This is a genomic window from Caulobacter sp. FV2ye17ST (assembly GCF_058680955.1).
Window position 1 is genome coordinate 2,666,919 of sequence record NZ_CM178727.1, and the last position, 23,917, is coordinate 2,690,835.

Consider the following 23,917-nt stretch of genomic DNA (forward strand, 5'->3'; position numbering starts at 1 on the left):
GTTGTCGGGGCATTCTCCATCGCGATTTTGGAGAGCTCCGATGGTTACGATGGCCAAGTCCCTGAAGGCGCTGCTGACCATGACGGGCGCGGCCGTGGCGCTGAGCGCCTGCGCCAGCGCCGACGACGTCGCCGCCCTGCGCCAGCCGGCCATGCCGCCGGTGGCCATCGCCAAGGCCGCCCAGCACAAGCCGTTCTTCCGCAATGTCTCGCTGCAAGCGGTCGAGGGCGCGCCGGAGTTTCGCTGGTTCGACGGTGGCGCGATCATCACTACCCGCCCCACCCGCGTGCAGGTGGTCGACAACCTGTCGCGCCATCTGGATCGCGCCGACATGCTGGCCCGCAGCCGGCTGGACAGCGAATACATGCTCTATGTGCGGTTCGACGAACTGCATGGACCCAGCATCTGGCTGGGAACCGACAAGCTGGCCTCGGCCCGCGTGACCTTCCGTCTGGTGCGCTGGCGCACGGGCGAACTGGTCAAGGAATCCACCGTCGAGACCAGCTATCGCGCCGCCTGGACCGGCTTTACGCCCGAAATGACCCGCGCGGCCCTCGGTGGCCCGCTGCTGGCCTCGAAAGACGCCGTGCTGGCCCCCATCGGCGGCGCGCTGAAGGGCGTGGCCCTTGGCTACTATGTGAACCAGAACCTGGTCGTCTCGATCGCCGACGCGCCCTATGCCGGCCTGGTCGGCGCGGTGGAAGCCTCGCGGATCGGCGGCCCCGGCCGCGCTCCGGCGGGCTTCGCCGCGGCCTTCGCCACGGCCGCCGCGGTCGGCAGCGCCAGCGGCCGCTTCACCGATCTTGAGGCCATGCTGGCGGGTGGCGTGATCACCGCCGCCGGCGCGGCCGCAGGCCCGACCCCGGTCGCCCGCGCCGTTTCAGCCGATGGCGAGATCACCACCGCCTTCGCCGGCCGCGCCCGTCGCCTGGCCGCCACGCGCGGCCTGATGGACCTGGCCTTCGACCAGTTCATGGCCGAACTCAGCGAGGACGGCTCGGTCAACTACAAGACCGCCGTGTCCTGCGCCGCCCTGAACGGAAGCAGCGGCCGGGGCCCCTATCTGCGCGAGAACGCCAGCAGCTACGCGGTCGACTGCCCGGGCTCGACCTATAACGAAAGCAAGACCCAGCAGGTCTATCCTTCCCGCTTTTAGACCCGGATGCTCATCGCCTTCATGAACCGCATGATCTCCAGCGGGTTCATGGCGGCGGTGTCGACATCGATCAACACGCGCTGGATTTTCCCCTTGAAGGGGTTTGGCCCCTCATAGGCGCGCGAGACCCGGTTGCCGTGGTCAGCCCCGACGCAGAACCCGTCATAGCCCGGCGCGAACAGCACCCGGTCAAACTTGCGTTCAGCCACCTTGCGGCCATTCACGTAGAGCGCGCCGCGCCCGTCGAACGGGCGTGAAGTCATGGTCTGCTGGTACTTCACCTTGACGTTGCCGCGCGGCAGACGCGTGGGCGAGGCGATGATCTCGCTCCAGGGCGTGAGGCTGGTCTCATAGATCAGCCGGCCCTTGTCGACATACAGCACATAGCCGGCCGGCATCGAGCCGTGAGCCACAAGCACGCCGTCTTCGTCGCCATTGGGGCGTGACAGCTCCAGCTCGATGGAATGGCTCAGACCGCAGACGATGGGCGAGACATCCGTCGGGATCGGGTCGATCGGCGGCCGGATATCCCACTGCTTGCGCAGCTTGGCGCCGCGCGTCTGGACCAGCTTCAGCAGCAGCGGACGGTCGTCCAGCGGCAGCACGTCATGGGCGGCGGCGGCCTTGGCCCACTTGTCCTTCAGGCGCGCGACCACGTCAGCGTGGTCGGCCGAGACGTCGCGCAGTTCGTTGGGATCCTTGGCGGTGTCGTAGAGCCCCCAGTGGTCGTCCTCGAAGGGCTTGCCGCGCTGATGCTGGGCGACCAGCCGCCAGTCGCCTTCCTGGAAGGCCCGATAGCCGCCCAGTTCGTAATACTGCTCCGTCCGGGTCGTCGCCTGGGGCGAAGCAAAGGTCGGGGCGACGCTGGCGCCCTCCAGGGGCTTTTGCGGTTCGCCGCGATAGAGCTCGGGCTGCTTGACGCCGCAGGCGTCCAGCAGGGTGGGATACAGATCGACCACGTGGACGAACTGCTTTCGCAGGCCGCCCTTTTCGGCCACGCCCTTGGGCCACGACACGATCAGCGGATCGGCGACCCCGCCCAGGGCGGTGTTCTGCTTGTAGAGGCGGTAAGGCGTGTTCGACGCATTGGTCCAGCCGATGGGATAGTGCGGGAACGTGCCGTCCTCGCCCATGGTGTCGTACAGGGCCAGGGCCTCGGCCTCTGACGCCGGCCGGCCAAAGGCGGGGCCAAAGACGTTGGGCGTGCCGGTCTCCGTGCCCTCGGCCGAGGCGCCGTTATCGGAGAACACCACCACCAGGGTGTTGTCGCGCACGCCCATGGCGTCCAGCTCGGTCATGACCGTTCCGATGGCCCGGTCGACGCCGGTGACCATGCCGCCATAGACTTCCATGTAGCGGGCATAAAGCCGCTTCTGGTCAGCGGTCAGCTCGGCCCACGGCTTGGCGCCGGGCGAGAGCGGCGGGAGTTGCGTGTCGGCGGGCATCAGGGCCAGGGCCTTCTGTCGCTCCAGGCGCTGCTTGCGGATCTCGTCCCAGCCAGCCTCGAACTTGCCCTTGTAGAGATCGCGGTCGGCCGCCTTGGCTTGCAGCGGCGAGTGAGCCGCGCCGAAGGCCAGCTGCATGAAGAACGGCTTGTCCGGCGCCATCAGTTGCTGAGTGCGCAGATAGGTCACGGCCCGCTGCGCCAGATCGTCGGACAGGTAGTAGCCCTCCCCGCCCGCCTCGACCTGCGCCATGCCCTCATAGAGCGCGCCGGGATGGAAGTGGTCGCTGGAATGGCCCTGATACCAGTACGCTCGCTCAAAGCCCCGCTGGGTCGGCCAGTTGTGGAACGGGCCCGTCGGACCGGAATGGTCGGCGTTGTTGACGTGCCACTTGCCCAGCAGGAAGGTCGACCAGCCGGCTTCGACCAGCACCTCGGCCAGGGTGGCGTTCTGGCGGGTCAGGTCGCCGCGATAGCCGGGATAGCCGCTGTCGATATCGGCCAGCCAGCCCATGCCGGCCGAGTGGTGGTTCAGTCCCGTCAGCAGCGCCGCCCGCGTGCACGAGCACATGGCCGTGGTGCGGAAGTTGGTATAGCGCAGCCCCTTGCCGGCCAGGGCGTCCAGAGCCGGCGTCTTCAGCTCGCCGCCATAGCAGCCCAGATCGGCGAACCCGACGTCGTCCAGGATGATCACCACCACATTGGGCGCGCCAGCCGGGGCCTTGGTCTCCTCGGCATGGGCCGGCCGCGAGTCCTTGAACGACAGGCCGATCTTCGCCGCCTTGCCCTTGCCGACGGCCTTGGGCGTGACGATGCCGCTGGTCGCCGACTTGAGGGCCGCGCCGCCAGCCACGACGGCGCCAGTCCCGACCACGCCCAGCCCGGCGCCCAGCAACAGCGAGCGACGGTCGATCTTGGGTTTGTTGTCTTCGTCCATGACGGTCCCCGATCAGGCCTGGAGCCGGCCCAGGACGCGATGTCCCAGGGCCAGGATCGCGAGCAGGACCACCTCGACCACCATCGGTGGGATCAGGTCCGGCGAGAAACCGGTCATCAGAAGCGAGATCGTGCGCCCCGACAGGGCCAGGCCGATCAGGATCAGCGGCGCCAGCAGCAGGTCGCCACGATTGTGCACCGCGCCCATCAGGGCCAGGATTCCAACCGCGCCGAACAGGCCGACCATGTCGGCCCTCAGGGACGCCAGCCCCAGCGGCCCCAGCGCCTGAAGGCCGAACTTCGCCGCCGCGGGCTCCGTTCGCAGCAGGAACATCGCCGCCAGCAACAGGCCCACCAGACCCACCGCGCCAACCAGACCTCGCACCAGATTCCGCATCGCTCCGCTCCCCGATTATTATTGTGGCATGCTAACTGCCATTTTTATCGGAAGGCAAGCGTGGACCGCTGCGATTTAGCGGATATAGTCGCATTAAGAGTGTCAATATATCGAACACCAATGCCCCGGGAGCGCACGATGACCCTGAAATACGATCTCTACTGGTCCTTCCGGTCGCCCTATTCGTACATGATCACCCATCGGCTGACCGCGCTGGAGGCCGAGTTCGACGTGATCGGAAACATCCGCCCGGTCTATCCGCTGGCCGTGCGGACGCCAGAGTTCTTCGAGACCCGCGATCCCCTGTGGTTCAGCTATTTCATGCAGGACATTTACCGCGAGGCGGCCTTTCTGGGCCTGCCCTTCCGCTGGCCGATCCCGGACCCGGTGAAGATGGACTTCGCCACCCGCACCTATCCGAAGGAGCAGCCGCACATTCATCGCCTGACTCACCTGGGCGTCGCGGCGGCCGAGCTGGGCAAGGGCCTGCCCTTCCTGACCGAGGTCAGCCGGGTGATCTGGAGCGGCGAAGTCGACGACTGGCATGAGGGCGACCATATCGCCCGGGCCACTGAACGCGCCGGCCTGGACTGGACCGCCCTGGCCGCAACAGCCGACAACGAAGCCGAGCGCCTGGCGGCGATCGTCGAGAAAAGTCAGGTCGACCAGCGCACGGCGGGCCATTATGGCGTGCCGATGATCGCCTTCAACGGCGAGGCCTTCTTCGGCCAGGACCGCTTCGACCAGTTCCGGTGGCGGCTGGACCAGCAGGGGCTGAAAAGGCTGATCGACTAACTATCGACACGCGCAGTGCCATTATGTAACCATCGCCGAAATGCATGGACGGAACCGTCCGGCGATATCTTGGGGAGGCTGGGATGCGGATCCTGAAATGGGCGGGAATCGCCCTGGGCGTCGTGGCGGCGGCCCTGGCCGGCGCGTGGTTCGGGCGCGATTTCCTGATCTATCAAATTGGACGGCTGATGGCGCCCAAGGGCACGGACAACAGGCCGGTCGCCTGGCGGGAGGGTCCCGCCCAGCCCGCCGTCCCGGCCGACCAGCGCCCGCCCAACGTCATCTTCATCCTGGCCGACGACCTGGGCTATAATGACGTCAGCCTGAATGGCGGCGGTGTCGACGGCGTGGTCAAGACGCCCAATATCGACTCCATCGCCCAGCAGGGCGTCGACCTGACCAACGGCTATTCCGGCAACGCCACCTGCGCGCCCTCGCGCGCGGCGCTGATGACCGGCCGCTATCCCACGCGCTTCGGCTTTGAATTCACCCCGACCCCGGTGGGCTTCTCGCGCCTGGTCGGCACCTTCCGCACGCCCGGCGCCCTGCACCCGCCGCACTTCAACCGCGAAGAAGCCAAGGACATGCCGCCGATCGACGAGCTGGCCGTCCCCGCCTCGGAGACCACCATCGCCGAGGTGCTGAAGACCCGAGGCTATCACACGGTGCATCTGGGCAAGTGGCACCTGGGCGGCTCCAAGGGCTCGCGCCCCGAGCAGCAGGGCTTCGACGAGAGCCTGGGCTTCATCGCCGGCGGCTCGATGTTCCTGCCGGAAAACGATCCGGGGGTCGTCAACTCCAAGCAGAGCTTCGACCCGATCGACAAGTTCCTGTGGGCCAACCTGCCCTATACCGTGCAGTACAACGGCCAGCCGATGATGAAGGCCAAGGGCTTCATGACCGACTATCTGTCGGACGAGGCCATCAAGAGCATCAAGGCCAACAAGAACCAGCCGTTCTTCATGTACCTGGCCTACAACGCGCCGCACACGCCGCTGCAGGCGCCCAAGGCCGATTACGACGCCCTCTCCCAGATCAAGGACCACCGCCTGCGGGTCTATGGCGCCATGATCCGCAACCTGGATCGCAATGTCGGCCGGGTGCTGCAGACGCTGAAGGACGAGGGCCTGGACGACAACACCCTGGTCGTCTTCACCAGCGACAACGGCGGCGCGCACTATGTGGGCCTGCCGCAGATCAACAGCCCCTATCGCGGCTGGAAGGCCACCTTCTTCGAGGGCGGCGTGCGGGTGCCCTACTACATGCGCTGGCCCAAGGGCCTGCCGGCGGGCGCCAAGTTCTCCAGCCCCGTGGGCCATATCGACATGTTCGCCACCGCCGCCGGCGCCGCCGGCGCGGCCGTGCCGACCGATCGCCCCATCGACGGGGTCAATCTGATCCCGCACCTGACCGGCAAGAATCCGGCCCGGCCGCATGAGGCGCTGTTCTGGCGCTCGGGCGACTATCGCATGGTGCGGGCCGGCGACTGGAAGCTGCAGGTGCTGACCATGCCCGACAATCAGCCCGAAAAGCTGTGGCTGTTCGACCTGGCGGCCGATCCGACCGAGCGGAAGAACCTCGCCTCGGCCAATCCGGCCAAGGTGGCGGAGCTGAAAGCCCTGCTGGCCAACCGCGACAAGACCAACCTCAAGCCGACCTGGCCGTCGCTGCTGCGCGGCGCCATCAGCATCGACCATCCGCTGAGCGTCAAGGACAAGCCGAGCGACGAGTTCATCTACTGGAACAACTAGAAGACGCTGGAGAGCAACAAAAGGCCCCGCCCTTCGATGAAGGACGGGGCTTTTCTTTGGTTCAAAGGCTTTGGGCGGGGCCCTTCAGGGCGCGAAGCCCTCCTTGGTCCGGATGTTCAACTGGCCGGCCAGACCAGCGATCCGGTGATGCTCGATGGCGTGCATCTCCGGCGAGGTCGCCATGGCCTGAAAGGCCGCCAGCGAGGGATATTCGGCCAGGGCCACCGCGTCCCACAGCTCGTCGACCTCGCCCAGCAGGATGCTGGTGACATGGCCGCTGAAGCGGATGCGACCGCCCAGGCCCTCGACCAGCTTGGTGACCTCGACACCATAGAGCGCATAGGCCTGCTGGCCCGTGAGGTCCGAGGGCGAGCCGTCCGGATACTCGGCCTTGTCCTTGAACTTGAGCAGATTGACCATCACGAAGGGCCCATCCTCCGGCGCGCCGAAGAAGGCCATGGCCTGATGACCGGGCGGATAGACGGCGTTTTTCACCTGCATGGCTTGTCTCCTTCAGGCGTGGGCGCGACGGACCAGGCCGTCGATGAGATCAACCAGCGCGTCGGGGCAGTCTTCCTGCAGGAAATGACCACCGGACACGATGACATGGGGCTGGCCGGCCGCGCCGGGCACCCGGGCCTGGAAGATCGCCTCCCCGCCCTTGGTGACCGCGTCGCCGTCGCTGAACGTGGTCAGGAAGGGCTTGTCGAACGCCTCAAGCACCGTCCACGCGGCCTTGTTCTCGGCCACCGAGCCGTGCTCGGGCGTCACCGGCACCAGCACCGGGAACTGCCGCGCTCCTTCCTTAAAGGTCTCGTCCGGGAACGGCGCGTCATAGGCGGCGATCTCGGCCTCGGTCAGGTCGCGGCCCGTGCCCATGTTGACGATCAGGCCGATCGGCATCACCGGCGTGTTCTGGCTGAACTCCAGCCAGGCCTTGAAGCCCTCGGTCATGCCCGAGCCGGTCGGCAGGCCGGTATTGCCCGCGCACACGGCGGCGAACCGCTCGGGAAAGGCGGCGACCAGACGCAGGCCAATCAACCCGCCCCAGTCCTGGCAGAACAGCGTGGCGTCCTTCAGGTCGATCTGCGTGAGCCAGGCGCTCATCCAGGCGACATGGCGCTCGAAGGTGTAGTCGGTCCGGGCGGCCGGCTTGTCGGAGCGGCCAAAGCCGATCAGGTCGGGGGCCACCACGCGATAGCCGCGCGCCGTCAGGCCGGCGATCATCTTGCGGTACAGATAGGCCCAGGACGGCTCGCCATGCATCAGCAGCACGACCGGCGCATCGCGGGGGCCTTCGTCCACATAGTGCAGGCGCAGCGAGGTCCCGTCAGCGTCGGTGATCGTCGCGTAGTGCGGCGCGAACGGCCAGTCGGCCAGCGCCTCGAACCGGTCGTCCGGCGTCCTCAGAACCTGCATTCCCACTCCTCCCGTTGACTCGCCGCCCCATCGCGCGACATATATTGACAATATGCGTGTCACTACATTGAGACGGGGTCAAGCCCGTCCGAACGGGAGGATCGACCATGCGAACCAGGACAGTCGTCGGAGTTGCGGTGTTGGGACTGGTGGTCGCGGCCGGACTGGGCGGCTGGATGGCGCGCGGCAGGATCGCGCAGACCGTGGTCGAAAAGCTCTATGTGAAGGCCATGGCCCGCGCGCCCGATGACGGCCTGGCCGACGGCCTGCATGTGGGCCTGTGCGGCGCCGGCGGGCCCCTGCCCGACCCCAAGCGCACCGGGCCCTGCACGGCGGTTCTGGCCGGCAAGCGCCTGTTCGTCATCGACGCCGGCTCGGGCGCCAGCCGCAACCTGTCCCTGATGAACCTGCCGCCCGCCCGCATCGAGGCGGTGTTCCTGACCCACTTCCACTCCGACCACATCGACGGCCTGGGCGAGCTGATGCTGCAGCGCTGGGCCGGCAGCGGCTCGGCCAGCCCCGTGCCCGTGCATGGCCCGCAGGGCGTAGATCAGGTGGTCGGCGGCTTCATGTCGGCCTACAGCCTCGATCAAGGCTATCGCACCGGCCACCATGGCGCGGCCGTGGTGCCGCCCTCGGGCTTCGGCGGCCAGGCCCTGACCTTCAACGCCGGCGCCGACCAGCCCGACCTCGTCCTGATCGACGATCCCGACCTCAAGGTCACCGCCTTCCCGGTAAAGCACGACCCGGTCAGTCCGGCCGTCGGCTATGCCTTCACCTACAAGGACCGCACCGTGGTGATCAGCGGCGACACCGCCCTGTCGCCCCGCGTGGAAGCCGCCGCCAAGGGCGCCGACCTGCTGGTGCATGAGGCCCTGGCGCCCAATCTGGTGGCCGCGCAGCAGCGGGCGGCCAGGGCGGCGGACCGCCCGCGGCTGGCCAGGATCTTCGGCGACATCCCCGGCTATCACGCCACGCCGGAAGAGGTCGCAGGCCTCGCCCAGCGCGACAAGGTGGGCATGCTGCTGTTCACCCACATCACCCCGGCCCTGCCGATCGGCGCGCTGGAGGGTCCGTTCCTGGGCGACTCGCGCAAGATCTTCCCGGGCAGGATCAAGGTCGGCCGCGACGGCGACTTCGTCAGCCTGCCTGCGGGCTCGAAAGAGATCGTGGTCAGCGATCGCCTCAAGATGTTCCGATAGCCGAGGCCCCCATGACCGATCCCATCGCTCTCAGCGGCGCGCCCGGCTCGCCCTACACCCGCAAGATGCTGGCGGTGCTGCGCTATCGCCGCCTGGCCTATCGCTTCCTGCCCAGCTCGGGACAGGCGCTGGACGGCCTGCCCCGGCCCAAGGTGCAGCTGCTGCCGACCTTCTACCTGCCGGGCCCCGACGGCGCGCTGGAGGCGGTGGTCGACTCCTCGCCGATCATCCGCCGGCTGGAGGCCGAGCACGCCGGCCGCTCGGTGATCCCGCCCGACCCGGCCCTGGCCTTCATCGACGCCCTGATCGAGGACTATGCCGACGAGTGGCTGACCAAGGCGATGTTCCACTATCGCTGGAGCTATCCGGCCGACATCGCCCGCGCGGCCGCCATCCTGCCGTGCTGGCGCGGGGCCGCCATCCCCGACGCCGAGCTGGCCGAGCGCGGCGCGCAGTTCAGCCGACGGCAGATCGACCGCCTGTACGTGGTGGGCTCCAACCCCATCACGGCGCCGGTGATCGAGGCCAGCTATCGCCGCTTCCTGCAGGCCTTCGAGGCGCATCTGACCGTCCAGCCGTTCCTGCTGGGCGCGCGCCCCGCCGCCTGCGACTTCGCCGTATACGGACAGCTGACCCAGCTGGCGCAGTTCGATCCCACGCCCATGGCCCTGACGCTGGAGATCGCGCCCCGGGTCTTTGCCTGGGTCAGCCAGATGGAAGACCTGTCGGGCCTGGAGCCCGGCGGCGATGACTGGATCAGCCTGGACGCGCCGCCCCCGACCCTGCTGGCGGTGATCGCCCAGATCGGGCGGGTCTATCCGCCGGTCATGCTGGCCAACGCCCGCGCGGTGATGAACGGCGCCGATCGCGTAGAGGCCACGGTCGACGGCCTGCCCTGGACCCAGCCGCCCTTCCCCTACCAGGCCAAGTGCCTGGTCTGGCTGCGCGAGGCCCGTGAGGCGCTGGACGCGCCGGACCAGGCCCTGATCGACGACCTGATGGAGGCCACCGGCTGCGCGCCGCTGTTTGCGTGACCACTGGCGCCGGGCGGCGCCTCGCCGTAAGGAAACCCGGAACTGATTTGTCGGGCGGGGTTGCGTGACGCGGGAAGCAAGCAAGGCGATGGACGAACCGACGCACGAGGCAGACGGCCGTCGGCGGCGCGGCCAGAACAACCGCGCCCGGATCGTCACGGCCATGCTGGAAATCATCCGCACCGGCGACATGTCGCCCAGCGCCGACCAGGTGGCCGCCCGCGCCGATGTGGGTTTGCGCACCGTGTTCCGGCACTTCAAGGACATGGACAGCCTCTACAGCGAGATGTCCGTCGCCATCGAGGACGAGCTGCGCGCCATCGTCGGCACGCCGTTCCGCTCCACCGACTGGAAGGACCGAGTCCTCGAACTGGTCGACCGCCGCGCCTTCGCCTTCGAGAAGATCGCGCCGTTCAAGCACGCGTCCGAAGCCTATCGCCACCGCTCGCGCTTCCTGAACGAAGACAGCGGCAAGCTGGTCATGGCCCTGCGCAAGATCCTGGTGCGCGAACTGCGCCCGCCGCTGACCGACGACCCGCTGAAGGTCGAGACCCTGGACCTGCTGCTCAGCTTCGAGGCCTGGTCCCGGCTGCGCCGCGAACAGGGCCTGAGCATCGAGAAGGCTTCAGAAGTGCTGCGCGCCGCCGTCCGCCGCATCCTCGACGAGGCCTGACGATGACCGACGCCCCCTACCCGACGCTGCGCGCCGCCAACCTGGCCCGGCAGGCCGAGTGGGATACGGACGGCCAGATCACCCTGTCCTATCGCGGCAACGAACTGGCCGGCGAGGTGGGCGAGGCCTGCAACCTGATCAAGAAGCTGGAACGCGAGCGGATGGGCATCAAGGGCTCCCGCGCCAGCGTCGCCGACCTGGCCGAAGAACTGGCCGACGTCATCATCTGCGCCGACCTGATCGCCATGCAGCTGGGCATCGACCTGGACCGGGCGGTGGCGGAGAAGTTCAACAAGACGTCGGAGAAGGTGGGGCTGCGGACGCGGTTGGCGGAGGCCGCCAGCGAACCCTCATCAACCTAGAACGTCAGGCCCGATCAGGACTTCCCCGCCAAATCCGGCCGCGACGCCAGGAACGCCGCCTTCTCCGCGGGGGTCAGGACCTTGGCGGTCTTGCGGCGCGAGGCCTTGGGCGTGGCGCGGGCATAGACCTCAGTCTGGGCGGACGCGGGCTTGAGATCGGACAGGCGTTTGATGGGCGGTTTCATAGGTTTCCCCAGATCGGTTCAGGCGGGAGCCAGCGAAGACCCTGCGGCTGGGCTGTGACGATCTCATGAGTCGCGCGGCGGGAGATCCCTCCTCCGGGGAAGGTTTGGTAGGCCCGGAGGGACTCGAACCCCCAACCAGACCGTTATGAGCGGTCGGCTCTAACCATTGAGCTACAGGCCCCCAGGACCGCGCGTCGCGTTCGGAGGAAGGGCGCATTAGCATGGGCCGAACGCGGCTTAAAGCTCCCGTTCAGGTTCAATCTTCCATCAGGGAACCATACCGGGTCGGCCAAGCTTCCATGACCACCCGACAGGAGATTAAGTCATGACTTCGTTTGCCGCTCGCATCGCCTCCGCCGCCCTGATCCCCGCCGCATTGGGCGGCGCCTTCGCCCTCGCCTCCGCACCCGCCATGGCCCAGAGCGCCGATGCGGCCTTCCGCGCCAGCACCTTCAGCCTGTCCGCCTCGGGCGAGACCAATGTCGCCCCCGACATGGCCACCATCACCCTGGGCGTGCAGACCGACGACATGACCGCCGCCGGCGCTCTGAAGGCCAATGGCGCCCGGATGAACCAGGTGATGGCCGCCCTGCGCAAGGCCGGGATCGCCGATCGCGATATCCAGACCTCGAACCTGAACGTGAACCCGCAGTATGTTTACGAGCAGAACCAGCCGCCCAAGTTCAACGGCTATCAGGTCACCAACCAGGTGACGGTGACGGTCCGCGATCTGAGCAAGCTGGGCCAGGCGGTCGACGCCACGGTCTCGGCCGGCGCCAATACGGTGGGCGGCATCAGCTTTGGCCTGCAGAACCCGCAGGTCGCCGAGGACGCGGCCCGGGTGGCGGCGGTCAAGGCGCTGCAGGCCAAGGCCGACCTCTATTCCAAGGCCACGGGCTACAAGGTGGTTCGCCTGGTCAATCTGGGCGAAGGCGGCGGCTATACGCCCGCCCCGCCGATGCCGGTGTTCGCCATGGCCAAGCGCGAGATGGCCGATTCCACCTCGGTCGCCGGCGGCGAGCTGAAGGTGCGGATCGACGTCAACGCGACCTATGAAGTGGCGCTGCGGCCTTAAAAGCCGGCCTTTTCGAAGGCGCGCTCGACGCGCTCCTGAACCTCGCGCCCCGGCAGGGCCCGCTCGCCTTCCATGACCGCCACATAGGTCAGGTTGCGGGCGGGCTTGCCCTCGCTGGTCGGCACCGGGCCCATGGCCCAGCCGACGGTGTTGACCCCGCCCGTGCCCGTCGGACAGCTGGCGAAGCGGGCCGGCTTGCCGATGGCGCTCTTGAGCACGACCTCGGCGATCACCGGCTGGCCGCCCGCGCAGGTGGGCAGGTTGCGGGCGCAGGTGATGTAGCCGCCGGCGCGCCAGACGACCGCGCCAGAGGCGTCGGCCACCATCACACAGGTCGAGGGAGAGCCGATGGCGCGACCCACGCTTTCGGTCAGCCGGGCCTCGTCGATCCCCTCGGGCAGCTTCGGCGCGCAGCCGGCCAGCAGGCCGGCGACAAGGATCAGTCCGGCCAGGGCGCGCATTCTAGGCGGCCTTCTTGATCAGGTTGCCGTCGTCCAGCAGCACCACGGTCGGCGCATAGTTGCGCGCTTCCTCGGCCGGCAGCTGGCAGTAGGTAACGATGATGACGGTGTCGTTCTTCTGCACCAGACGCGCGGCCGCGCCATTGACGCCGATCACCTTGGAGCCGCGCGGGGCCTCGATGGCGTAGGTGGTGAAGCGCGCGCCGTTGGTGATGTTCAGCACGTCGACCTGCTCGTTGGGCAGGATGCCCGAGGCGTCCAGCAGGTCGCGGTCGATGGCGATCGAGCCCTCATAGTCCAGGTCAGCCTGGGTGACGGTGGCGCGGTGAAGCTTGGCCTTGAGCATGGTGAGCAGCATGGCGGAACCTGTATCCCCTTGAGTAAGCTGGGCTTTGTTGGGGCCGCCACACACATGGGCCCAAGGCAGTGCGGCCATATAGCCACGAAGCCGCGCCGGTTCAATCGCCGGGCCTGAGTCGAAAGGGTTAACAACACCCTAGATCCGCGCTAGGGTTTGGAGAACGGGGTTATGCGGTGGGGACCATGCGTAACGGACAACTGATCGTCGCGGCGGCCATAGTCGTCGCGACAGTGGGCGTTGGCGCGACCATCGCCTCCCGCGTCACGGCGCAGACACGGGTGGATCCAGCGACGGGCGCGCCGATCGGCGCCACCCGCCCGCCCGTTGTGACCCGGGTCCCTCCCGCAACGACCGTGCCACCCCGCAGAGGCGGCCGGGTCGACTGGCAAGGCGCCGTGGGCGGCCTGCGCCAAAGCGGCGGCGCCTCTGAAACCCTGGGCGCCAATCTGGACAAGGGCGAGGTGGACGCCACCCGCGTGCCGATCCTGCTGCCCAATGACGCCAAGCTGACGGCCGGGGCGCGCATCTACAGCTTCGGCGACTACTATACGATCACCGCCGACGCGCCGGGGGCCGGCATCTCGCTGAGCGGCACGACCGCCATCGTTCCCCTGCCCGCCTCAAGGCCCCTCAAGATCGATCCCGTCGGTTCCGAAAGCCTGACGGTGCAGCGCACGGTCGACGGCCAGCTGGCCAGCTTCATCCGCTATGGCGTGCTCTACACCGTCGAGATCCGCTGCGAGAAGGCGGGCGACCTGCGCTGCACCGACGACAATTACGTACTGGGTCTGGTCGGCAAGACCACGACCGTGGTGCTGGGCGCCGCCGCCCGCGCCGAAGCCGGCCTGGGGGGCTGAGCCGATGAGCAAGCTGACCGCGCCCCTGGCCCTAGCTGTTCTGGCCGCCCTGGCCCTGACCGCCTGCGATCCCAAGACGCCCGCCCCCGACGCGCCGCCCAAGCCGCCGTCGGCCGAGCCCGGCCCGCCCCAGGCCGATGACGAGCCCGTCGATGGGGGCGCCGAGCAGGACGCCTCCGAGCCCCTGCCGCCCAGCCCCGGCGATCCGGTGCAGCCGGCCGAGCCGCCCGCGCCCTCGCCCGCCACCTTCGACCACGGCCCCGCCGGCCAGCTGCCCAGCGGACAGGGCTCGGGCTATCTGGACCGCACCGTCTGGGCGCCGGCCATGTGCTGGCCCCTGCAGGAGGCGGGCTTCGCCAATTCGCAGGTCTATGGCCCCGGCGGCGGCATGGGTCCGCCCGGCAAGCCCAGCCAGTGCGACAGCCTGAACTACTCACTGCCCTGGCGTGACAATTTCTGCGAGGCGCGCTCGCGGACCAGCCCGCTGTGCGCGTCGGGAACCGGTCACCAGGGCCAGGACATCCGCCCGGCCACCTGCAAGAAGAACGAGCACTGGGCGGTCGCCACCGAGGCCGGCACGATCACCGACATCGGGACCTATACCGTCACCCTCGTGGGCAAGGCCTCGCCGCACTACACCTACCGCTACCTGCACATGCAGATGTCGACCCTGGCGGTGGCGGAAGGAACCAAGGTCACGGCCGGCCAGAAGCTGGGCAAGGTGTCCAACGACTTTGGCGGCACGCCGACCACCATCCACCTGCACTTCGAGATGCGGGCGGGCCTGGCGGGGGTGACGACGGATGGCAAGCCGGTGGCGGTGCAGACCTTCATCCCGCCCTATCTGAGCCTGGCCGAGGCCTATCAGCGCAAGCTGAACGGCGGGGCCTGCAGCTAGACGGCGGCGGCCTTCAGGAACGCCGTCATCTGGCCCAGCAGGTCGGTCTTGCCGCGGAACGGGCGCGACAGGGCCAGCACCGTGTCGGCGTGGTCCAGCCCCGGATAGTGTCGCTCCTCGACCTTGCCGCCCGCCTGGCGCAGAGCAGCCGCCAGCTTCCGGGTGTTGCGCGGATAAACCGTGGTGTCGGCGTCGCCGGAAGCCAGGAAGGCGGCCGGGGAGCCTGCGCTGGCGAACTGTCCCGGCTGGGTGGCCGGCAGATCCGGGGCCTGACCGAAGGTGCGCCGCGTGATCGGTCCATCCAGTGGCAGGAAGTCATAGGGTCCTGACAGTCCGGCAAAGGCCCGCACCACCCTGGGCTCGACGCCAGCCGCCTTCAGATAGCGAGGGTCCAGGGCCAGCATGGCGGCATTGTAGGCGCCGGCCGAGTGACCGATCAGAACGATCCGGTCAGGGTCCCCGCCCAGGGCCCGGGCGTTGTCCACCGCCCAGCGCACCGCCGCCGCGCAGTCGTCTAGGAAGTCTGGAAAGACGACCTCGGGATAGAGACGGTAGTCCGGCACCAGGGTCAGGAAGCCCCGCGCCGCAACGGCCCTGCCCGCCCAGGCATAGTCGGCGCGCCGACCGGAATCCCACGAACCGCCATAGAAGAACACCGCCACCGGCTCGGCCCCCGTCGCGGTGGGCGGCGCATAGACGTCCAGCGCCTGACGCGGGCCGGTCCCGTAGGCTGCGCCCCGCAACGGTGTCCGCGCGGCGTCCTTGGGCGTCAGGGTCGCGAACATCGAAAGCGGCGAACACGCGCTCGCCAAGGATCCCGCAAGGGCCGTCAAGCCGACGCGTCGCGTCATAGAACCACTCACCACGTCTCGCTCCGCCCGTGTGTCCGCTCAAAGATACGCGAGAACCGCGGGTTTGGACGAGGCGATTTCAGCGGCCTTCGACCAGCTTGCCGATGGCGTCGAGATAGACGCCGAAGGCCGTGCGGCCGATCTCGGTCAGGCTGACGCGCGTCAGCGGTTTGCGGCCGACGAAGCTCTTGTCGATGGCCACGTAGCCGGCGTCCTCTAGCTTGCGCAGGTGGACCGACAGATTGCCGTCAGTCACGGACAGCTTGACCTTCAGCGCGTTGAAGTCCGCGACCTCGGCGCCCGACAGATAGGCCATGATCCCCAGACGCACGCGCCCGTGGATGACCTCGTCGATGTGATCGATCTCGAAATCGTCCATGGCGACCTAGACGATGTCCGAGGGTTCTTGCCGCATCAGGATCAGGCCCGGGACCATCGCCAGCAGATACAGGGCGGCGGCGTAGCCAAGCCAGGCCCAGGTATTGCCCATCAGCAACGCCATCCCAATGGCGCTCGCGAACGAGGCCACCGCTACGACCCTCAGCCAGGTCGACCGAGACATCGCCGCGGCCACCGACCATGCGCCGCCATATAGCGCCAGAACGATCGACGGCGAGAAGTTGATCAGGTTGAGGTCGTGGGTTTTCCAGCTGGCCACGGCCAGGGCGGTGAAGATCACGAAACAGCCCCAGCCCACGCCCATCCAGGCATTGCGCATGGCGCGATTGCCAGATGAGCCGGCGCCGGGCTTGGCGCCGATCCCGCGCTTGAGCACGGCCACCATCACCAGGTGAAGGACGACGGCGCCGATCCAGACCACCGCCAACACCCACGAATGGGCCAGCAACACCTTCGACAGGATTGCCCACTGGATCAGGCTGGCCGTGCCGAAGATCGCGCCAGCCGAAACCAGCATCGAGCCGCCCAGCAAGGGAGCCTGACGCCCCTCTTCGGCCAGGGCGCGCATGAACGCGATGTCGTCGCGAATGGCCTTCATCTCTTCAGTCACGGCAGGTCCTCATCGTTCGATGGAACGAGGAATAGCGAACCTACTTTGAAATGTAAAGTTCTTCTTAGAGCTTGAAACCGCCCGCCACGACCTTGGCGTAAACCGCCTTTGTGATCTTCACGTAGCCCTTGGCCGGATCCCGGAAATAGAGCGGATCCTTGGTCCGGGTCGGATCGAAACCGTCGTTGACCAGATCGATCTTGCGGTACTTGAAGGTGCCTGTGGTTTCGATCTCGCGCTGCAGGCGCACGAAGATCGGCCGCGCATAGGCCGGAAGTTCGCGATCCACATGGTCTGCCAGGGTGGTGATATCGAACTCGGGCCCGACCACCAGGGACGCCATGCCGGCCTTTCCGTCCAGGTCGCCGATCTTGACGCCATAGACATTGACTTCCATCACGCCGGGCACCCCGGCCAGACGCTCGGAGACTTCGCTGGTGGCGACGTTCTCGCCCTTCCAGCGGAAGGTGTCGCCGATCCGGTCGACGAAATAGATGTAGCCGTCACCGTCGGTGCGCATCAGGTCGCCGGTGCGGAACCAGGAATCGCCCTTGGCGAAGACGTCGTGCAGAACCTTCTTCTCGGTCGCGGCCTTGTCGGCATAGCCGGTGAAGTTGGAGCGGGCGTCATTGGCGATGTGGCCAATACATTCGCCAACTTCCCCCGGAGGCACCTCGATACAGCAGCCGTCGGCGCCGCGGATCGGCATCTCGGTCTCCACATCGAACTGCACGATGCGGATGTTGAACTTCTTCCTCAGATAGCCGGGGATGCGCCCAATGGCCCCGCGCCGTCCGTCGAAGTTGAAGAACGAGACATTGCCCTCGGTCGCGCCATAGAACTCCAGCACGCCGCCAACCTTGAAACGGTCCAACATGTCGTCCCAGACATCGGGGCGCAGGCCGTTGCCGAAGATCAGGCGGATCTTGTGGTTGGTCTCGTTTTCGCTGACGGGCTGATTGGCCAGGTAGCGGCAGAGTTCGCCGATATAGACGAACATGGTGCAGTTCTCGGCGCGGATATCGCTCCAGAAGTGCGTGGCCGAGAACTTCTTCTTCAACACGATCGACCCGCCCGTCAGCAGGCCCGCGCCCATGGCGCAGAGACCGCCCGTGGCGTGATAGAGCGGCAGGGTCACATAGATGCGGTCGGTGTGGCGCGCGTCGGTCGAACCGGCGAAGCCGCGCATATAGAGCTGGGCGCGCATGTGATTGATGCGCGCGGCCTTGGGCAGGCCCGTCGTGCCGCTGGTGAAGATGTAGAGCGCGGTGTCCTTGGCCGTAATGCCTCCACGCGCGGCCTCGCGATCAGGGCGCAGCTGGCTACAGCTCTTCAGGGCGTTGACCAGATCGCGCTGGTCGCCATGGGCGGTTCCCAGCACCCATTGCTGAACATGCCGACCCAGGCCGTCCTTGACCTGCTCGAAACAGGGCGAGGTCTCGGGATCGACGATGCAGTGCAGAGCCTGGGAAATGTTCAGGCAGTGGGCCAGGGCCGGGCCGGTCAGCTGGTTGTTGATCAGGGCGGTGGCGACGCCGACCTTTGAGAGACCGTACCAGATCGCCAGATATTCCAGGCGGTTGGGCATGAACAGCGCCACCGTCTGGCCGCGCGTGATGCTCTGCCCCTTGGCCCAGTGGGCGTAGCGGTTGGCGATCGCGTCCAGCTCGGCATAGGTGATCGTCTTGCCTTCGAAGGTGATCGCGGGGCTGGCCGACCAGCGATCGACCGCCGCTTCGAGATCGTCGCAGATCAGGTTGGCGCTGTCGGGAGCGATGGATTTCACGCGCTTGAGCGTGCGCATCAGTCCTTTGAGGAAGACCCACTCACGCTTCAACCTGGCCTGCAAACGCATAAGCACCCTCCATTCAAACAACCATTGGAGAGCGCCGCGCGGCGGGTCAAGCCGCGCCGTCGCGCGCCGTGCGCGTTTCCGTCAGACAGGCCTCAGCCGCGACCGGCGATCTTGAAGCGCACCTCGCGGCGCTTGAAATCCAGGGCCACGGTTTCGAACTTCTGAAGGATATCAGAGCCGATCAGAATCGCCGGTTCCTGGGCCAAGCCCCAGTAGTCGAAGGTATGCACGGCGGCCATGACCACGGGCACGTTCACCAGGGTCATCTTGCCAAGAGTCAGCCGGTTGAGCACCGCCAGGCGCCCCGGCAAGGTCTGGCCAGTGGCCCCGCGCAGCTGGATGTCGAAGGTTTCCCCCATGATCGCCTTGCGCTTCTGGGCCGCCCGGAACAGCGCCAGGTTCCCGATCGTCGCCATCGACCCGCTGTCCAGCAGGGCGACCAGGGTCTGGCCCGGCATGGACGCATCGATCAGGCTCAGCCCGCTGCGTATGCGGGTCTTGACGACCACCGTCTGGTCGTCGGCCCAGGGCAGACGCTCGCCCACGGCCATGCGGCGCTGGCCATAGTTCAGGGTCAGGTTGTTGGCGCCCAGCCAGTCGAGACCCAGCAGGCCGGCCGCGCCCAGATAGCGTTCGGCGACGATGGACACCTTCATCTGGCGCCGGACGCGATGGCCCATCTGCAGGGTGTCGATCACCACGGTGTCGACGGTCTGCACGCCGGCTATGCCGTGCACGTTCACCGGCTCGCCCCGCGCCAACCCCAGCCTGTCGGCCGTCTCGATGGAGATCATCGAGCTGTTGGCTCCGGTGTCGACCATCATGTGAAACGGCCCCTGGCCGTTCAGCATGACCTGCACCGTCAGGCGACGGGCAACGTCCAGATATTTCAGCGGCTCGGCGCTGGAAACCTGCGGCGCGTTGGGATCGCGGGCAAAAGCCGGCGCGGCGACGAGCGTCGCGGCCAACCCCGCCAGACCTCTGCGAGAGATGGTTGAACCCACCATGTCGCGTCGCCTCCTCCATTGAAGGAGGAGGCTATACCCGCGCCCGAAGAGGCGCCAGTCAGGACAACCGGCGCGTCAGGCGGTGGCGAGCTTGCGCTGATCTTCCCGCGCCGACTTCAGCTTCTCGGCGACCAGGAACGCCAGTTCCAGGGCCTGCTCGCCGTTCAGCCGGGGATCGCAGTGGGTGTGATAGCGGTCGGCGAGATCGCCTTCGCCCACCGCCCGCGCGCCGCCCAGGCACTCGGTCACGTTCTGGCCGGTCATTTCCAGGTGCACGCCGCCGGGATGCACGCCCTCGGCGTTGGCGATCTCGACGAAGGATTTCACCTCCGACAGGATGCGGTCGAACGGCCGGGTCTTGTAGCCCGTCGAGGCCTTCAGCGTATTGCCGTGCATCGGGTCGGTGGCCCAGACCACCGAACGGCCGGCGGCCTTGGTCGCCTTCATCAGGCGCGGCAGGCGGTCGGCGATCTTGTCCGAGCCGAAACGGCCGTACAGGGTCAGGCGGCCCGGCTCGTTGTGCGGGTTGAGCACGTCGATCAGGCGCAGCAGGTCGTCGCCTTCCATGGTCGGACCGCACTTGAGGCCGATCGGATTCTTGACGCCGCGCATGAACTCGATGTGCGCGCCGTCCAGCTGACGGGTGCGCTCGCCGATCCACAGCAGGTGGGCGCTGGTGTCGTACCAGTCGCCCGAAGTGCTATCGACGCGGGTCATGGCTTCCTCGAAGCCCAGCAGCAGGGCTTCGTGGCTGGTGAAGAACTCCACCTGATGCATCCCCGGATGGCTTTGCGGGGTCACGCCGATGGCGGCCATGAAGGCCAGGCTTTCGCTGATCTTGTCGGACAGCTCGCGGTATCGCGCGCCCTGCGGGCTGTCGCCCACGAAACCCAGGGTCCAGCGGTGGATATTGTGCAGGTCGGCATAGCCGCCGTTAGCGAAGGCCCGCAGCAGGTTCAGGGTCGAGGCCGACTGGCCATAGGCCTTCAGCAGGCGATCCGGATCGGGCGCGCGTTCTTCGGCCGTGAAGTCCATGCCGTTGATGTTGTCGCCCCGGTAGGACGGCAGGGTCACGCCATCGATCGTCTCGATCGGCTCCGAGCGCGGCTTGGCGAACTGGCCGGCGATGCGGCCCACCTTCACCACAGGCTTGCCGCCGGCGAAGGTCAACACCACCGCCATCTGCAGGATCAGGCGGAAGGTGTCGCGGATGTTGTCCGCATGGAACTCTTTGAAGCTCTCGGCGCAGTCACCGCCCTGCAGCAGGAACGCACGGCCCTCGGCCACGTCGCCCAGCAGGCTCTTGAGACGGCGCGCCTCGCCCGCAAAGACCAGCGGCGGCATCTGGCGAAGCGTCTGCTCGACCCGTTCCACAGCGCCCGCATCCGGATAGTCGGACGGGATGTGCTTGGCGGGTTTTGCTCTCCAGGTGGCGGGGGTCCAACGCGAGGTCATGACAGGCTCTATAACTTCAAAGGGAGCGGCTTTTACCGTAGCCGCAGGGAAAAGGCAAAATCATGCGGCCGATCACCGCTTTTTGACGAAGCCGAGGAAAGTTCATCCTAGCCTGTGGCGTCGCCACTTCAATCCTTGCGCGAGATATCGCAGGCGATGACCGTCAGCGCGCCCAGGGCCAGCCACCATTCCTGCCAGACCCCAAAGCTCAGACCGCCGATGGTCAGATAGGTGACCAGGGCGCCGGCCGCTATGGCGCCCTCCTCCTGGGACTCGCCGGTCAGGGCCACGATCCGATAGGCGACCCAGCTGAAGAAGATGCCGCCCAGGGCCGCGCCCACCGCGCCCAGCTCCAGCCACATCTGCATCGCGGCGTTGTGGGTATGCAGCGGGATGGCCGGTCCGAAGGTGCGGCTGGCGTCCAGGCCCCAGCCCCGAATGGCGTGGGCCTGCACATGGTCGGCGGTGAAGGCCCAGATATCCAGGCGCGCGTCCCAGGACCTTGGCACATGCTGATGCAGCCAGGCGACCAGCCCCGAGTGCACGCCCCACAGCAACATGATGGGACCGAGCACGAACGGCGCGGCGACGGCGGCGACCAGCAGGCGCGCCGCCACCTTGCCAAACAGCCGCACTGCGCCAAAGGCGATGAAGCCAAACGCCAGGGCGGCCCAGCTGGCGTCAGCGCTCAACGCCACGGCCCCGACGATCACCGCCCCCAGCAAAACGAAGGCCGCCGGCGTCCAGCCGCGGCCGCTCATGATCCGCGCCGTGGGCCAGAACAGCAGCGCCAGGGCATAGGTGGCGATGGACACCTTCACCACCGCAAGATCGGGCCGGATCGGATCGTCGATCGAGGTTCTCAGCCATTGGTAGAAGGCCGCCCCGCTCACCCCGTCGAGGGCGACCAGCAAGGCCAGGAACAGGACGCTGACGGCCAGCACCGTAGCGGCGCTGCGGGCGGACCGATCAGACAGGCCACCAAGGGCGGCGATCGCCGAACCGTACAGCGCCAGCTGGAACAGCAGCTTGAGCCCGGTGAAGGACTCCATGTCCCCACTGTCCTTCAGGTCGGCCACATTCGGCGCGCCAGGGCTCCAGGCCAGACTGATCAAGGCCCAGACCACCAGAACGAACAGCGCCATGGCCGGAGGTGACGCCGGCCGGGACCGCGCCAGTCCCGGCGTCGCCAGCAAGCCGCACAGGGCCAGAAGCGGCGCGAAACCCAGTGGCGCGAGATAGCCCACGAACGGAACCAGCGCGATGGTGAACACCGCGACAGCCCCTAGCCATTTCGTGGAACGCTCCGCGCCGGCGACAGACCTCATCCGGCGCCCATGGGAACGTACTTTTCCTTCATCGTCACCAGTTCCTCGGCCAAGGTCGGGTGAACCGCGCAGGTCGAATCCCACTGGGTCTTGGTGACGCCCATCTTCACGGCGATGGCGGCCATCTGGATGATCTCGGGCGAGTCAGGGCCCACCATGTGGACGCCGACGATCTTCTCGTCGTCCTGCTTGACGACCAACTTGATCAGGCAGCGCTCCTGGCCGCCATAGAAGGTCAGCTTCATGGGGCGGAAGACCGAACGATAGATGTCGACCTTGCCGAACGCATGCCGCGCTTCGGCCTCGCTCATGCCCACCACCGCGACCGGCGGCTGCGAGAACACCGCCGAGGCGACCATGTCATGATCGAAGCTGGTCGGATTGTTGTAGAATTCGGTCTGGGCGAAGGCCGCGCCCTCGCGGATCGCCACCGGCGTCAGGTTGATCCGGTCAGTGACGTCGCCGACCGCCCAGATGCTGTCGACATTGGTTTTGGAGTGCTTGTCCACGGCGATCGCGCCGCGCTCGTTCAGCTTCACGCCGACCTTGTCCAGGCCCAGGCCATCGACATAGGGCTCGCGCCCCGTGGCGAACATCACCGCATCGGTCTCGAAGGTCAGGTCGTTGCTGAGCGTGCTGAGCAGCCCGGCGTCGGTCTGCTCGATGCTCTTGTGCGAGCAGCCCAGCACCACCTTGATGCCGCGCTTTTCCAGTTCGTCGGCGAGGTGCGAGCGCACGTCGTCGTCAAAGCCGCGCAGGATGTTGGCCCCGCGATAGAGCAGTGTGGTCTCCACACCCAGGCCGTTGAAGATGCCGGCGAACTCCACGGCGATATAGCCGCCGCCCACCACCAGCACCCGCTTGGGCAGGGTGGGCATGTGGAAGGCCTCGTCCGAGGTCACGCCCAGCTCGGCGCCCGGGAAGTCCGGCCGCACCGGGCGGCCGCCAGTGGCGATCAGGATCTTGCGGGCGGTATAGCGACCGGCGTCCTGGCTGCCCTCCTTGGGCAGGACCTCGACGGTGTGGGCGTCGATCACCCGGGCCTTGCCGTGCAACAGGTGCGCGCCGGCCTTCTGCAGGTTGGTGACATAGATCCCCGACAGCCGGGCGATCTCGACGTCCTTGTCGTGCAGGAAGCGCTTCCAGTCGAACGACCGCTCGCCGATGGTCCAACCATAGCCCTCGGCGGTCTTCAGCTGGCTCGAGACCTCGCTGGCATAGACCATGAACTTCTTGGGCACGCAGCCGCGGATCACGCAGGTGCCGCCGACGCGGTACTCCTCGGCCACGGCGACCTTGGCGCCCGAGAGCGAGGCCAGGCGCGCGGCCCGCACGCCGCCGGAGCCGGCGCCGATGACGAAGAGGTCGAAGTCATAGTCAGCCATCGAAGGCTCCAGTGAAGCTAG

The 23,917-nt window shown here is 67.3% G+C and carries 25 protein-coding genes and 1 tRNA gene; 10 read left to right on the plus strand and 16 right to left on the minus strand.

Features of this window, described 5'->3' with window-relative positions:
* Positions 1-40 precede the first annotated feature (40 nt).
* Entirely contained in the window at positions 41-1,156 is a 1,116-nt protein-coding gene (locus ACW17V_RS12795; RefSeq protein ID WP_492105482.1) for a hypothetical protein, read from the plus strand.
* Here ACW17V_RS12795 and ACW17V_RS12800 read toward each other — a convergent pair.
* Positions 1,153-3,537 carry an arylsulfatase gene (locus ACW17V_RS12800; RefSeq protein ID WP_492105483.1) on the minus strand — a complete coding sequence of 795 codons (2,385 nt, stop codon included), beginning with the start codon at positions 3,535-3,537 and terminating at the stop codon, positions 1,153-1,155. The two genes, ACW17V_RS12795 and ACW17V_RS12800, sit on opposite strands and share 4 nt — an antisense overlap.
* Positions 3,538-3,549: 12 nt before the next feature.
* Positions 3,550-3,933: a hypothetical protein gene (locus ACW17V_RS12805; RefSeq protein WP_492105484.1), complete on the minus strand. Its 384-nt coding sequence runs from the start codon at positions 3,931-3,933 to the stop codon at positions 3,550-3,552.
* Positions 3,934-4,071: 138 nt separating this feature from the next.
* On the opposite strand from ACW17V_RS12805, the gene ACW17V_RS12810 reads away from it, so the two are divergent.
* Positions 4,072-4,728 carry a 2-hydroxychromene-2-carboxylate isomerase gene (locus ACW17V_RS12810; RefSeq protein ID WP_492105485.1) on the plus strand — a complete coding sequence of 219 codons (657 nt, stop codon included), beginning with the start codon at positions 4,072-4,074 and terminating at the stop codon, positions 4,726-4,728.
* 83 nt (positions 4,729-4,811) lie between these two features.
* Positions 4,812-6,479 (plus strand): sulfatase-like hydrolase/transferase, encoded by a 1,668-nt coding sequence (locus tag ACW17V_RS12815; RefSeq protein WP_492105486.1) that lies wholly within the window; start codon positions 4,812-4,814, stop codon positions 6,477-6,479.
* Positions 6,480-6,563: 84 nt separating this feature from the next.
* Here ACW17V_RS12815 and ACW17V_RS12820 read toward each other — a convergent pair whose 3' ends face one another.
* Positions 6,564-6,980 carry a DUF1330 domain-containing protein gene (locus tag ACW17V_RS12820; protein ID WP_492105487.1) on the minus strand — a complete coding sequence of 139 codons (417 nt, stop codon included), beginning with the start codon at positions 6,978-6,980 and terminating at the stop codon, positions 6,564-6,566.
* 12 nt (positions 6,981-6,992) lie between these two features.
* A complete protein-coding gene (locus ACW17V_RS12825; RefSeq protein ID WP_492105488.1) occupies positions 6,993-7,898 on the minus strand; it encodes a haloalkane dehalogenase in 906 nt (301 codons plus the stop codon).
* Between the two features lie 107 nt (positions 7,899-8,005).
* Here ACW17V_RS12825 and ACW17V_RS12830 point away from each other — a divergent pair, with 107 nt between their 5' ends.
* From ACW17V_RS12830 to ACW17V_RS12845, 4 genes are all read left to right on the plus strand, one after another.
* Positions 8,006-9,100, plus strand: coding sequence for an MBL fold metallo-hydrolase (locus ACW17V_RS12830; RefSeq protein WP_492105489.1), 1,095 nt, complete (start codon positions 8,006-8,008; stop codon positions 9,098-9,100).
* 11 nt (positions 9,101-9,111) lie between these two features.
* Positions 9,112-10,134, plus strand: coding sequence for a glutathione S-transferase N-terminal domain-containing protein (locus tag ACW17V_RS12835; protein ID WP_492105490.1), 1,023 nt, complete (start codon positions 9,112-9,114; stop codon positions 10,132-10,134).
* Positions 10,135-10,222: 88 nt separating this feature from the next.
* Positions 10,223-10,807 (plus strand): TetR/AcrR family transcriptional regulator, encoded by a 585-nt coding sequence (locus ACW17V_RS12840; RefSeq protein ID WP_492105491.1) that lies wholly within the window; start codon positions 10,223-10,225, stop codon positions 10,805-10,807.
* Positions 10,808-10,809: 2 nt separating this feature from the next.
* Positions 10,810-11,169 carry a MazG-like family protein gene (locus ACW17V_RS12845; protein WP_492105492.1) on the plus strand — a complete coding sequence of 120 codons (360 nt, stop codon included), beginning with the start codon at positions 10,810-10,812 and terminating at the stop codon, positions 11,167-11,169.
* Between the two features lie 14 nt (positions 11,170-11,183).
* Here ACW17V_RS12845 and ACW17V_RS12850 read toward each other — a convergent pair whose 3' ends face one another.
* Both ACW17V_RS12850 and ACW17V_RS12855 read right to left on the minus strand, forming a co-directional pair.
* On the minus strand, positions 11,184-11,354 hold the full coding sequence (locus tag ACW17V_RS12850; protein WP_492105493.1) for a hypothetical protein: 171 nt from the start codon (positions 11,352-11,354) through the stop codon (positions 11,184-11,186).
* Between the two features lie 105 nt (positions 11,355-11,459).
* Positions 11,460-11,535 (minus strand) — tRNA-Ile (locus ACW17V_RS12855).
* Between the two features lie 144 nt (positions 11,536-11,679).
* Between ACW17V_RS12855 and ACW17V_RS12860 the strand changes: the two genes are divergently transcribed.
* Positions 11,680-12,429, plus strand: coding sequence for an SIMPL domain-containing protein (locus tag ACW17V_RS12860; protein WP_492105494.1), 750 nt, complete (start codon positions 11,680-11,682; stop codon positions 12,427-12,429).
* Here the strand turns inward: ACW17V_RS12860 and ACW17V_RS12865 are convergent.
* Both ACW17V_RS12865 and panD read right to left on the minus strand, forming a co-directional pair.
* Entirely contained in the window at positions 12,426-12,890 is a 465-nt protein-coding gene (locus tag ACW17V_RS12865; RefSeq protein WP_492105495.1) for a hypothetical protein, read from the minus strand. The genes ACW17V_RS12860 and ACW17V_RS12865 overlap by 4 nt on opposite strands.
* Position 12,891: 1 nt before the next feature.
* Positions 12,892-13,248 carry an aspartate 1-decarboxylase gene (panD, locus tag ACW17V_RS12870; protein WP_419251790.1) on the minus strand — a complete coding sequence of 119 codons (357 nt, stop codon included), beginning with the start codon at positions 13,246-13,248 and terminating at the stop codon, positions 12,892-12,894.
* Between the two features lie 185 nt (positions 13,249-13,433).
* Here panD and ACW17V_RS12875 point away from each other — a divergent pair, with 185 nt between their 5' ends.
* Both ACW17V_RS12875 and ACW17V_RS12880 read left to right on the plus strand, forming a co-directional pair.
* On the plus strand, positions 13,434-14,108 hold the full coding sequence (locus tag ACW17V_RS12875) for a hypothetical protein (RefSeq protein ID WP_492105496.1): 675 nt from the start codon (positions 13,434-13,436) through the stop codon (positions 14,106-14,108).
* A gap of 4 nt (positions 14,109-14,112) precedes the next feature.
* Entirely contained in the window at positions 14,113-15,006 is an 894-nt protein-coding gene (locus ACW17V_RS12880) for a M23 family metallopeptidase (protein WP_492105497.1), read from the plus strand.
* Here ACW17V_RS12880 and ACW17V_RS12885 read toward each other — a convergent pair.
* The 8 genes from ACW17V_RS12885 to gor form a co-directional block, all read right to left on the minus strand.
* Entirely contained in the window at positions 15,003-15,857 is an 855-nt protein-coding gene (locus ACW17V_RS12885; RefSeq protein WP_492105498.1) for an alpha/beta hydrolase, read from the minus strand. The two genes, ACW17V_RS12880 and ACW17V_RS12885, sit on opposite strands and share 4 nt — an antisense overlap.
* Positions 15,858-15,936: 79 nt before the next feature.
* Positions 15,937-16,236: a winged helix-turn-helix domain-containing protein gene (locus ACW17V_RS12890; RefSeq protein WP_492105499.1), complete on the minus strand. Its 300-nt coding sequence runs from the start codon at positions 16,234-16,236 to the stop codon at positions 15,937-15,939.
* A gap of 6 nt (positions 16,237-16,242) precedes the next feature.
* The gene (locus tag ACW17V_RS12895; RefSeq protein WP_492105500.1) at positions 16,243-16,866 is read right to left on the minus strand and encodes a hypothetical protein; all 624 of its coding nucleotides are present in this window, start codon (positions 16,864-16,866) and stop codon (positions 16,243-16,245) included.
* A gap of 64 nt (positions 16,867-16,930) precedes the next feature.
* Complete coding sequence (locus tag ACW17V_RS12900) at positions 16,931-18,721, minus strand: long-chain-acyl-CoA synthetase (RefSeq protein WP_492105501.1); 1,791 nt, start codon at positions 18,719-18,721, stop codon at positions 16,931-16,933.
* A 92-nt stretch (positions 18,722-18,813) separates the two neighbouring features.
* Positions 18,814-19,728: an aspartyl protease family protein gene (locus ACW17V_RS12905; protein ID WP_492105502.1), complete on the minus strand. Its 915-nt coding sequence runs from the start codon at positions 19,726-19,728 to the stop codon at positions 18,814-18,816.
* 75 nt (positions 19,729-19,803) lie between these two features.
* The gene (locus ACW17V_RS12910) at positions 19,804-21,183 is read right to left on the minus strand and encodes a class II 3-deoxy-7-phosphoheptulonate synthase (protein ID WP_492105503.1); all 1,380 of its coding nucleotides are present in this window, start codon (positions 21,181-21,183) and stop codon (positions 19,804-19,806) included.
* Positions 21,184-21,311: 128 nt separating this feature from the next.
* Positions 21,312-22,511 carry an O-antigen ligase family protein gene (locus ACW17V_RS12915; RefSeq protein WP_492105504.1) on the minus strand — a complete coding sequence of 400 codons (1,200 nt, stop codon included), beginning with the start codon at positions 22,509-22,511 and terminating at the stop codon, positions 21,312-21,314.
* Positions 22,508-23,896: a glutathione-disulfide reductase gene (gor, locus tag ACW17V_RS12920; RefSeq protein ID WP_492105505.1), complete on the minus strand. Its 1,389-nt coding sequence runs from the start codon at positions 23,894-23,896 to the stop codon at positions 22,508-22,510. Before gor ends, ACW17V_RS12915 begins: the two co-directional genes overlap by 4 nt.
* Positions 23,897-23,917 lie beyond the last annotated feature (21 nt).

Excerpts from the sequence above, each read along its gene's own strand:
- gor (WP_492105505.1), bottom strand. The coding sequence starts at position 23,896 with ATGGCTGACTATGACTTCGACCTCTTCGTCATCGGCGCCGGCTCCGGC.
- ACW17V_RS12805 (WP_492105484.1), bottom strand. The coding sequence starts at position 3,933 with ATGCGGAATCTGGTGCGAGGTCTGGTTGGCGCGGTGGGTCTGGTGGGC.
- ACW17V_RS12840 (WP_492105491.1), top strand. The coding sequence starts at position 10,223 with ATGGACGAACCGACGCACGAGGCAGACGGCCGTCGGCGGCGCGGCCAG.
- ACW17V_RS12875 (WP_492105496.1), top strand. The coding sequence starts at position 13,434 with ATGCGTAACGGACAACTGATCGTCGCGGCGGCCATAGTCGTCGCGACA.
- ACW17V_RS12885 (WP_492105498.1), bottom strand. The coding sequence starts at position 15,857 with ATGACGCGACGCGTCGGCTTGACGGCCCTTGCGGGATCCTTGGCGAGC.
- ACW17V_RS12865 (WP_492105495.1), bottom strand. The coding sequence starts at position 12,890 with ATGCGCGCCCTGGCCGGACTGATCCTTGTCGCCGGCCTGCTGGCCGGC.
- ACW17V_RS12880 (WP_492105497.1), top strand. The coding sequence starts at position 14,113 with ATGAGCAAGCTGACCGCGCCCCTGGCCCTAGCTGTTCTGGCCGCCCTG.
- ACW17V_RS12800 (WP_492105483.1), bottom strand. The coding sequence starts at position 3,537 with ATGGACGAAGACAACAAACCCAAGATCGACCGTCGCTCGCTGTTGCTG.
- ACW17V_RS12795 (WP_492105482.1), top strand. The coding sequence starts at position 41 with ATGGTTACGATGGCCAAGTCCCTGAAGGCGCTGCTGACCATGACGGGC.
- ACW17V_RS12890 (WP_492105499.1), bottom strand. The coding sequence starts at position 16,236 with ATGGACGATTTCGAGATCGATCACATCGACGAGGTCATCCACGGGCGC.
- ACW17V_RS12860 (WP_492105494.1), top strand. The coding sequence starts at position 11,680 with ATGACTTCGTTTGCCGCTCGCATCGCCTCCGCCGCCCTGATCCCCGCC.
- ACW17V_RS12815 (WP_492105486.1), top strand. The coding sequence starts at position 4,812 with ATGCGGATCCTGAAATGGGCGGGAATCGCCCTGGGCGTCGTGGCGGCG.
- ACW17V_RS12830 (WP_492105489.1), top strand. The coding sequence starts at position 8,006 with ATGCGAACCAGGACAGTCGTCGGAGTTGCGGTGTTGGGACTGGTGGTC.
- ACW17V_RS12900 (WP_492105501.1), bottom strand. The coding sequence starts at position 18,721 with ATGCGTTTGCAGGCCAGGTTGAAGCGTGAGTGGGTCTTCCTCAAAGGA.
- ACW17V_RS12915 (WP_492105504.1), bottom strand. The coding sequence starts at position 22,511 with ATGAGGTCTGTCGCCGGCGCGGAGCGTTCCACGAAATGGCTAGGGGCT.
- ACW17V_RS12850 (WP_492105493.1), bottom strand. The coding sequence starts at position 11,354 with ATGAAACCGCCCATCAAACGCCTGTCCGATCTCAAGCCCGCGTCCGCC.
- ACW17V_RS12905 (WP_492105502.1), bottom strand. The coding sequence starts at position 19,728 with ATGGTGGGTTCAACCATCTCTCGCAGAGGTCTGGCGGGGTTGGCCGCG.
- ACW17V_RS12835 (WP_492105490.1), top strand. The coding sequence starts at position 9,112 with ATGACCGATCCCATCGCTCTCAGCGGCGCGCCCGGCTCGCCCTACACC.
- ACW17V_RS12825 (WP_492105488.1), bottom strand. The coding sequence starts at position 7,898 with ATGCAGGTTCTGAGGACGCCGGACGACCGGTTCGAGGCGCTGGCCGAC.
- panD (WP_419251790.1), bottom strand. The coding sequence starts at position 13,248 with ATGCTGCTCACCATGCTCAAGGCCAAGCTTCACCGCGCCACCGTCACC.
- ACW17V_RS12845 (WP_492105492.1), top strand. The coding sequence starts at position 10,810 with ATGACCGACGCCCCCTACCCGACGCTGCGCGCCGCCAACCTGGCCCGG.
- ACW17V_RS12910 (WP_492105503.1), bottom strand. The coding sequence starts at position 21,183 with ATGACCTCGCGTTGGACCCCCGCCACCTGGAGAGCAAAACCCGCCAAG.
- ACW17V_RS12820 (WP_492105487.1), bottom strand. The coding sequence starts at position 6,980 with ATGCAGGTGAAAAACGCCGTCTATCCGCCCGGTCATCAGGCCATGGCC.
- ACW17V_RS12810 (WP_492105485.1), top strand. The coding sequence starts at position 4,072 with ATGACCCTGAAATACGATCTCTACTGGTCCTTCCGGTCGCCCTATTCG.